At 63.0% G+C, this 7,119-nt stretch carries 9 protein-coding genes and 1 riboswitch; of the genes, 6 read left to right on the forward strand and 3 right to left on the reverse strand.

Features of this window, described 5'->3' with window-relative positions:
• Window positions 1-32 precede the first annotated feature (32 nt).
• Window positions 33-132: riboswitch (TPP riboswitch) on the forward strand.
• The 4 genes from CH290_RS02960 to CH290_RS02975 all read left to right on the forward strand — a co-directional run bounded on the left by CH290_RS02960 (window position 126) and on the right by CH290_RS02975 (window position 3,455).
• The gene (locus CH290_RS02960) at window positions 126-854 is read left to right on the forward strand and encodes a TenA family protein (protein WP_170947650.1); all 729 of its coding nucleotides are present in this window, start codon (window positions 126-128) and stop codon (window positions 852-854) included. Its footprint overlaps the riboswitch before it by 7 nt.
• Window positions 851-1,852, forward strand: a complete 1,002-nt coding sequence (locus tag CH290_RS02965) for an ABC transporter substrate-binding protein (protein ID WP_230621089.1) — start codon at window positions 851-853, stop codon at window positions 1,850-1,852. The genes CH290_RS02960 and CH290_RS02965 overlap by 4 nt, the downstream gene beginning before the upstream one ends.
• Entirely contained in the window at window positions 1,849-2,715 is an 867-nt protein-coding gene (locus tag CH290_RS02970; protein WP_033190335.1) for an ABC transporter permease, read from the forward strand. The genes CH290_RS02965 and CH290_RS02970 overlap by 4 nt, the downstream gene beginning before the upstream one ends.
• Window positions 2,712-3,455: an ABC transporter ATP-binding protein gene (locus CH290_RS02975; protein ID WP_019667156.1), complete on the forward strand. Its 744-nt coding sequence runs from the start codon at window positions 2,712-2,714 to the stop codon at window positions 3,453-3,455. Before CH290_RS02970 ends, CH290_RS02975 begins: the two co-directional genes overlap by 4 nt.
• Here CH290_RS02975 and CH290_RS02980 read toward each other — a convergent pair.
• A complete protein-coding gene (locus tag CH290_RS02980) occupies window positions 3,432-4,076 on the reverse strand; it encodes an FMN-dependent NADH-azoreductase (RefSeq protein WP_027499055.1) in 645 nt (214 codons plus the stop codon). The genes CH290_RS02975 and CH290_RS02980 overlap by 24 nt on opposite strands.
• A 74-nt stretch (window positions 4,077-4,150) precedes the next feature.
• On the opposite strand from CH290_RS02980, the gene CH290_RS02985 reads away from it, so the two are divergent.
• Window positions 4,151-4,549 (forward strand): helix-turn-helix domain-containing protein, encoded by a 399-nt coding sequence (locus CH290_RS02985; RefSeq protein WP_019667154.1) that lies wholly within the window; start codon window positions 4,151-4,153, stop codon window positions 4,547-4,549.
• Here CH290_RS02985 and CH290_RS02990 read toward each other — a convergent pair.
• Both CH290_RS02990 and CH290_RS02995 read right to left on the reverse strand, forming a co-directional pair.
• Window positions 4,516-4,836, reverse strand: a complete 321-nt coding sequence (locus CH290_RS02990; protein ID WP_019667153.1) for a hypothetical protein — start codon at window positions 4,834-4,836, stop codon at window positions 4,516-4,518. The two genes, CH290_RS02985 and CH290_RS02990, sit on opposite strands and share 34 nt — an antisense overlap.
• Before the next feature lie 234 nt (window positions 4,837-5,070).
• On the reverse strand, window positions 5,071-5,841 hold the full coding sequence (locus tag CH290_RS02995) for a hypothetical protein (protein ID WP_026348138.1): 771 nt from the start codon (window positions 5,839-5,841) through the stop codon (window positions 5,071-5,073).
• Window positions 5,842-5,974: 133 nt separating this feature from the next.
• On the opposite strand from CH290_RS02995, the gene CH290_RS03000 reads away from it, so the two are divergent.
• Window positions 5,975-6,280: a GNAT family N-acetyltransferase gene (locus CH290_RS03000; RefSeq protein WP_033190334.1), complete on the forward strand. Its 306-nt coding sequence runs from the start codon at window positions 5,975-5,977 to the stop codon at window positions 6,278-6,280.
• Window positions 6,281-7,119: the final 839 nt, after the last annotated feature.

Raw genomic sequence — 7,119 nt, forward strand, 5'->3', positions numbered from 1 at the left:
CGGATCGCCGACGAGAGTGCTAGGGTCGGCGATGTTCTGACACGGGGTGCGTCCGTACATGCGGATGCTGAGATCACACCCGTCGAACCTGATGCAGGTAATGCTGACGAAGGGATGTCAAGGCGATGACAACGCCTGTGCACTCGGTGCACTCGGAAAAACCCGGCGATTCCGGTCGCTACACGGATCACCTGTGGGACGCGACGGCGGATCTGCGCGCCGCGATCGACGATCTCGAGTTCCTCGAGCTCCTCGGTGACGGCACGCTTCCGCTGGACGCGTTCCGCACGTACATCGCCCAGGACGAGCTCTACCTGGCCGGATACGCCAAAGCCCTGTCCATCCTGGCGTCGAGAGCGCCGGACACGCAGACCGCGGCTTTCTGGTCGTCGTCTGCGGCAGGTGCCGTCGCCGAAGCGTCACTTCATGCGTCGCTGCTCTCCAGCGACGCGCTTCCGAGCCCCGGCGCCGAGATCGAACATTCACCGGCGTGCCTCGGCTACGTCTCGTACCTCGTCGCCACCGCCGCGACCGAGCCCTACGCAGTCGCGGCCGCGGCCGTACTTCCGTGCTACTGGATCTATGCCGACGTGGCAGTTCGCTTGTCGCTCGCGGCACGGGAAGTCCTGCAGCGCGATCCCGAACACCCCTACGCACGGTGGGTGTCCACGTACGATTCCGACGAGTTCCGCACGCTCGTCGACGGCGACCGCGCCCTCGTCGACGACGCGGCTGCTGCGGCGACGGACGTGCAGCGCCACGCCATGACGCAGGCGTTTCGCGTCGCCACCCGGTACGAACTGATGTTCTGGGACACCGCACTTCACCCGACGCCGTGGCCGGTGGCACGATGAAACGTCTCCTCGCCCTTGCGTGCGCCGCGATCTCCGTGGCGGGCCTGACCTCGTGCGCGCAAACGAACGATTCGGACACCATCAGGTTCGCGCTCGACTGGACACCCAACACCAATCACACCGGCTTGTACGTTGCCCTCCAGGAGGGCTACTTCGCGGACGCAGGGTTGAACGTAGAGGTGTTGCCGTACAACAACACTTCGTCGGACACCCTCGTCGATTCCGGTAATGCGGAGTTCGGGATCAGCACGCAGAGCTCCACCGTCTTCGCGAAAGCCGCCGGTGCGCAGATCGTTTCGGTGCTCGCCCCCCTGCAACACTGGGCGACGGCAATCGGTGTCCGCGCAGACCGAGACGACATTCCGAGCCCCAAGGCATTGGACGGCAAGGTGTACGCCGGCTTCGGCGACACCGGTGAGCAGGCAGGCCTACGACAGGTTATCCAGAACGACGGTGGTAGAGGCGAGTACGAGACCGTGGTGCTGGGGACGTCGGCGTACGAAGCCGTGTACTCCGGTACCGCGGACTTCACCGTCTCCTATCTCGCATGGGAAGGCATCGAAGCCGAGCACAGCGGGACCCCGATGAAGTACTTCGAGAACACCGACTACGCGTTCCCCGACGCGTACGCCATCACCATCAGCGGCAACGAGAACTGGCTGGCCGACAACCCCGATGAAGCCGGGAAATTCGTCCAGGCACTGCAACGCGGGTACCAGCTTGCGGCCGACGACCCCGATCGCGCCGCCCAGGACGTCATCGACGCCAACCCGGGAACCTTCACGGACGAATCGTTGGTCTTCGAGAGCCAACGAATGTTGGCGGACAAGTACATGCGCACCGACGACGGCACCGTCGGTACGCAGAACCTCGACAAGTGGACCGAGTACTCGAAATTCTTGTACGACAACGGGGTTCTGGTGGACGAGAACGGCGCGCCACTCACGTCCGAGCCCGACTGGTCCACGTACTTCACCGACGAGTACGTCGCCGAATGACTACCTCGGCGATCGGCGACGCGTCTTCCGAGGCGTCTCCGGCCGCACGCGGTGTCAGGCGATGGCCGACTGCCGGAGCGGACGGGCGGGCTCTCGTTCGCTGGGCCCTGCCGTCGGCAACCATCGTCGTCGTCCTCGTCGCGGTGTGGCAGATCTACGTCACCGTCAGTGGAATTCGGCCTCAGGTACTTCCCTCACCCACGCGAATCCTGAGTCAGGGATGGGCGCATCGAGACACGATCGCGGCCAATGCTGCAGCGACACTGCAGGTCACGGTCATCGGCTTCACCGTATCCTGCGTCGTCGCCTGGATTCTCGCTGTCGCCGTCGACTTCTCGCCCTGGCTGCGTCGAGCAGTCGTTCCGTTGTTCGTGGTGTCGCAGACACTGCCGATCATCGCGATCGCGCCCCTGCTGATCATCTGGTTCGGGTTCGGCTTGCTTCCGAAAATCCTCGTCATTGCGTTGGCGACCTTCTTTCCCATGGCAATCGGCCTGATCGAGGGCTTCGCCTCGGCCGATCGCGACGCCCGAGCGCTGCTGTCGAGCATGGGAGCCGGCCGCTGGCAGCAGTTCAGATACGTGCGTCTACCGTCGGCGATGCCGCGGTTCTTCACCTCGCTCCGAATCGGCATCACCTACGCCGTCGTCGGTGCGATCTTCGCGGAATATGCCGGCGCGAGCGCGGGCCTCGGCATCTACATGAGCCAGCAGAAGAACTCGTTTCGTACCGATCTGGTGCTCGCTGCCGTCCTCGTCACCGCCGTCATCAGCGTCCTGCTCTTCTTGCTGACGTACGTCGTCGAGAGACTGTTCATACCCTGGGCTCGCGACGAACGGGGACGAGAGGAACAGCCGCGATGAGCAGAGTGCACGTGGCAGGCCTGACGAAGTCCTACGGCAACCGCACGATCCTGGACGGCATCGACTTCGACGTCGAACCCGGTGAATTCGTGTCGGTGATCGGCCCGAGCGGATCCGGCAAGAGCACCATCTTCAACATGGTGGCCGGCCTCGACTCGCCGGACGGGGGTGTCGTCGAAGCACCCCGCAGTGCCTACATGCCGCAGAAAGACCTGCTGTTCCCCTGGCGGTCGGTGCTGGACAACACGACCCTCGGCCTCGAGGTGCAGGGCGTTCCGAAGAAAGAGGCGCGTACCCGGGCTCGGGAGCTGTTCGACGTCTTCGGACTCGCTGGTTACGAGAACGCTCGGCCCTCGGAGATGTCCGGGGGAATGCGCCAGCGCGCCGCACTCCTCCGGACCGTCGTTCAAGGCCACGACCTACTCCTGCTCGACGAACCGTTCGGCGCGTTGGACTCGCTGACCCGAACAGACATGCAGGAATGGTTGCAGGACGTCTGGCTTCGCTACCGGTGGACGGTACTGATGATCACGCACGACATCCGAGAGGCCGTGTACCTCTCGGATCGCGTGGTGGTTCTGTCCGACAAACCGGCCCATGTCCGACGCCAAGTCGCCGTTCCCCTGCCGAGGCCACGTGAGCCGATGGTCGTCACGACACCCGAATTCGCTGCCGTCGAGTCGGAACTGATCGACGTACTCGTCAGCGCACGTCGGTCACGAACCCAGTCGGGACGCTAGAGCTGCCACTGCGGATCGTGCGTCCGCGAGGCTCGCTTCCGCCTGCGGAGTCAACGCCGCCATCGCCGGAACCCGGGAGGCGAGCGTCAGGTCCACGGTCACGACGAAGACCTCCATCCCCAACGCCACACCGAGCACCTGCTGCAACTGCGGCACCGTGTGATCGGCACCGAAGTCCGGCGTTCCCGGGCCGTACTGGTTGCCTCGCGACGACACCACGACAACCGGCTTGCCTTCGAGAGGCCGAGTCGGCGCGTCGAACGGCACGGTGATGCCCGGAACGTGGATGTAATCGATCCACGCTTTGAGAGTCGACGGAACGGACCAGTTGTACATCGGCGCACCGACGAGAAGCACATCCGCGGACACCAACTCGTCGATCAGTTCCTTCTGCAACGCCTCCGCCTCCGGCGGCGCAATCTCGTCCGAAGTTCTCAGATGCGGCGCCCAGTGCAACGCGGACGTCGGCAGATGAGGCGGCGGATTGCGATGCAGATCCCGATAGATCACAGAATGATCGGCACCGAGCGAATGCCAGGTGTCCGAAAAATGTGCGGTCACCGCTCGACTCACGGACGCAACAGGATCAGCGGAAGAATCTAGATGCAACAACTGCGGCACGGACACTCCTTCTAGTAGCGGTAACTAGAGAATATGCCCAGCATGGGAGTAGAGCCTGCAGATAGGCTCGAGGTATGGATCATCGGTACATTGCATCGGCGTTGTCGCACCCTGATGCACAGTTGGTTTCCGCCCGCATTGCGGAGTCGGGTGATCGTGTACCCACTGTTTCGCTCGATGGAGTGGAACTCGACATCGACGAGTCGGGCCGACGAGCTGTCGTGGAACTGCTCCGACTTCTCGCCGGGGGTACGTCGGTGACGGTGGGCCCGGTGAGCGAGCTACTGACGACGTCGCAGGCAGCCGAGATCCTCGGTGTATCCGACACTTACGTCCGAAAACTGGCCGACGCGGGCGACCTCGCGATCGAGATGCGCGGCACTCACCGCAGGTTCCGCCTCGAAGATCTTGTCCGACTTCGGGAGACGTTCAAGAAGAATCAGCCGGCTTCGCGGCCGAGCAACTCGGACTGAAGGGTCAGCAGGTCCCGGAAGGCCTCTCCTGATGCACGCCACAGCTGTTCGCTGTCGATGAAGTCGACGCCCAGCAAGTTGACATCTCCACGGTAGGCGCCGACGTCGACGGACAGTTTGCGAACGATCATGGAGATGTCACGCTCGAGGTATCCGGAGTCGCTGCTTTCCAGGGCCCGGAACTGAGCGGAAAAGTGGTCGGCCGAGATCCGTCGGTCCACGAATTGCGCAACAAGGATGACGAAACGCGATGCGTGCAGCGATGGGGATCGAAACGAATGCTCCACGGAACTTTGCCTCCCTGGTCGACAACGCCACTCGTCGTCGCCATCGAACTCAACGGACCGAGACGCCGACGTAGCTGGGCAGCGGATCCGCCGGGGACCTTGCCGTGCGAGGGGTGTCGAACGTCTCGATAACAAACAGGAACTTCACCCACGATAGGGAGTAGAACCTGATCGATCCGCTGTTTCTGGGATTGCTATGACCGTTCACAACAGAACGGTCGGTCCACTTGTGACCTACAGAAGCGACCCGAGCGGCGCGCGTTCAGGGGTGTCGAGCTCCCAGAATTTCCAACCGTCGCAGACCTGCGCATCGCCGCTGATATGTGTCGCGACGGCACTGGCGGCCTCGGTGGGATCTTCGAATCTACGGCCCTCCATCGGTCCGCGCACGATCTCGAGGCGCGAACTGTCGGGGTCGTACCGCGCACTGAGCCGGTAGCCGTCGAAGTCGGCAACGACACGAACGCGCAGGTCGATCACCTCTTCGACCGACGCGGAACGCTTTGCATCCGTTCGCCGGGTCTTCTTGCCGACGCGATGAGACGCCGCGGAGTGCGCTGCTTCTGCCAGCGTCGGGTCAGCGTCGACGTTCAACCCCAGAAGACTCCACCTGTCGTGACCGTGTTGCACCCGGCCGACAGCGATTGCGTGGTGTCCAGTCCGAGAGCGCAACGGAGAATCCTGCACCCACAGATCGACCTCGCCCCTGATGTCCGCGGCCATTTCCTCCGACGACACCATGAAAAAAGACGGATCCGACTTGCCCAGATCCACGAACACCCAGTACGTCGAGCCGGTGTCATCGGTGGCCAGCGACTCGTCCTGCCGACGCGCCTTCCAGTCACCCTCCACCTTGGACCTGACTCGGACCACGCAGCTGGAACCGTCGACTGCCCACACCTGGACCGGATTGCGACGCGACGTGGTGAGCCGCTCAGCGCGACCCCCGTGCATCACCACCGCTTCGATGAATGCGCGTATGCCCTGCTCCGAAACGTCTTCCACGGTGCTACCTCTGTTCTGCCTACCCGTGCAGATGAAGAGAGGTGCCTACGACGGGTAGCACGCGCACGACTCGGGAATCTGACCTCAGCCTAGTGGTCCGGCGCCTCACGTGGATACCGTGCACAATCGACGCATGAACGTACGCGCCGAGCACGACACCGAAAGAAGCAGATTCGTGTTGTACTCGGACACCGAAGTTGCCGCGGTATCCGAGTACTTCGACGTCGGAGACACCCGCAATTTCTTCCACACCGTGACACTCCCCCAGTACCGCGGCAGAGGGTACGCCGCGGTACTGACGGAATACGCGTTGAACGACACGCGCTCGCACGAACTGTTCGTTCAGCCGTCCTGCTGGTTCGTCCGCGAATTCATCGAAACGAACGCAGACAACTTCGGCGACCTGCTCACTTCTCCCGGATCGCCCGGCGAGCGGTAGCGAACAACGGGTAGTTGTCCGTATGCTCGCCGTCCTCACCCTTCTTCTTCCGGTACCGTTCCAACGACTTCGCAACGCGCAGTTCGTGTTCACGGATTACGTTCTCGTACAGATACATGGGAACTCCTCGAATAGCTTTGCAGCCCAGCATGATCAGGACAGGCGAAGACGCCGAATGCCCTGCGAATACGAATAGCGGAATGGACGTCGCTACTCGAAAGAGAGTGCGGCACGGGACACCGTAAACGGATGCCCGGCAATGTTTTTGAGTTCTCTCACCAAGTCGCACCCCTTTCGGTCCATGTACTCGCCGTGTTCCGTGCACCATCATGCTGCACAACTCTCACAGGCGCCACCGAATTAAATTGCACGGCACATCGCGCCGGCTCGTCATCGGGTCGCGGGCAATCGGAGTGCCGTCGACAGCAGCGTCGGTGATCATGTGGGACCTGGGGGTTGTGCGTGTGGTGGTGTCAGCGCACATTCGGGGGGTGTTCTCCGGTGGACGTGGTCGCTGTTCGGTGACGGATGCTCGCCGTTGCGTCAGGTGCACGGCGTAGTGCTAGCACTGGGGTGAGCGTCCGGCACGTGGGTGCGCGTCTGTGTGAACGGGCCCGGTGTGTCGGTGCGGGGTGTATGGCGTAGTGCTGGCACCTGCTCGGTGTCGACCGGTGGCTCGTGGGGGTGTGCGTGGTGGAGTGTTTTTGTTGGGGAATGCAGAACACCCCCGGGGACCGTGGGGTTCCCGGGGGTGTGCTGTGAAAGTGTGTTCGGCGGTGTCCTACTCTCCCACACCCTGTCGGGTGCAGTACCATCGGCGCTGGAGGGCTTAGCTTCCG

The sequence above is a fragment of the Rhodococcus sp. 06-156-4 genome (assembly GCF_002259345.1).
Taxonomy (GTDB): domain Bacteria; phylum Actinomycetota; class Actinomycetes; order Mycobacteriales; family Mycobacteriaceae; genus Rhodococcoides; species Rhodococcoides fascians_E.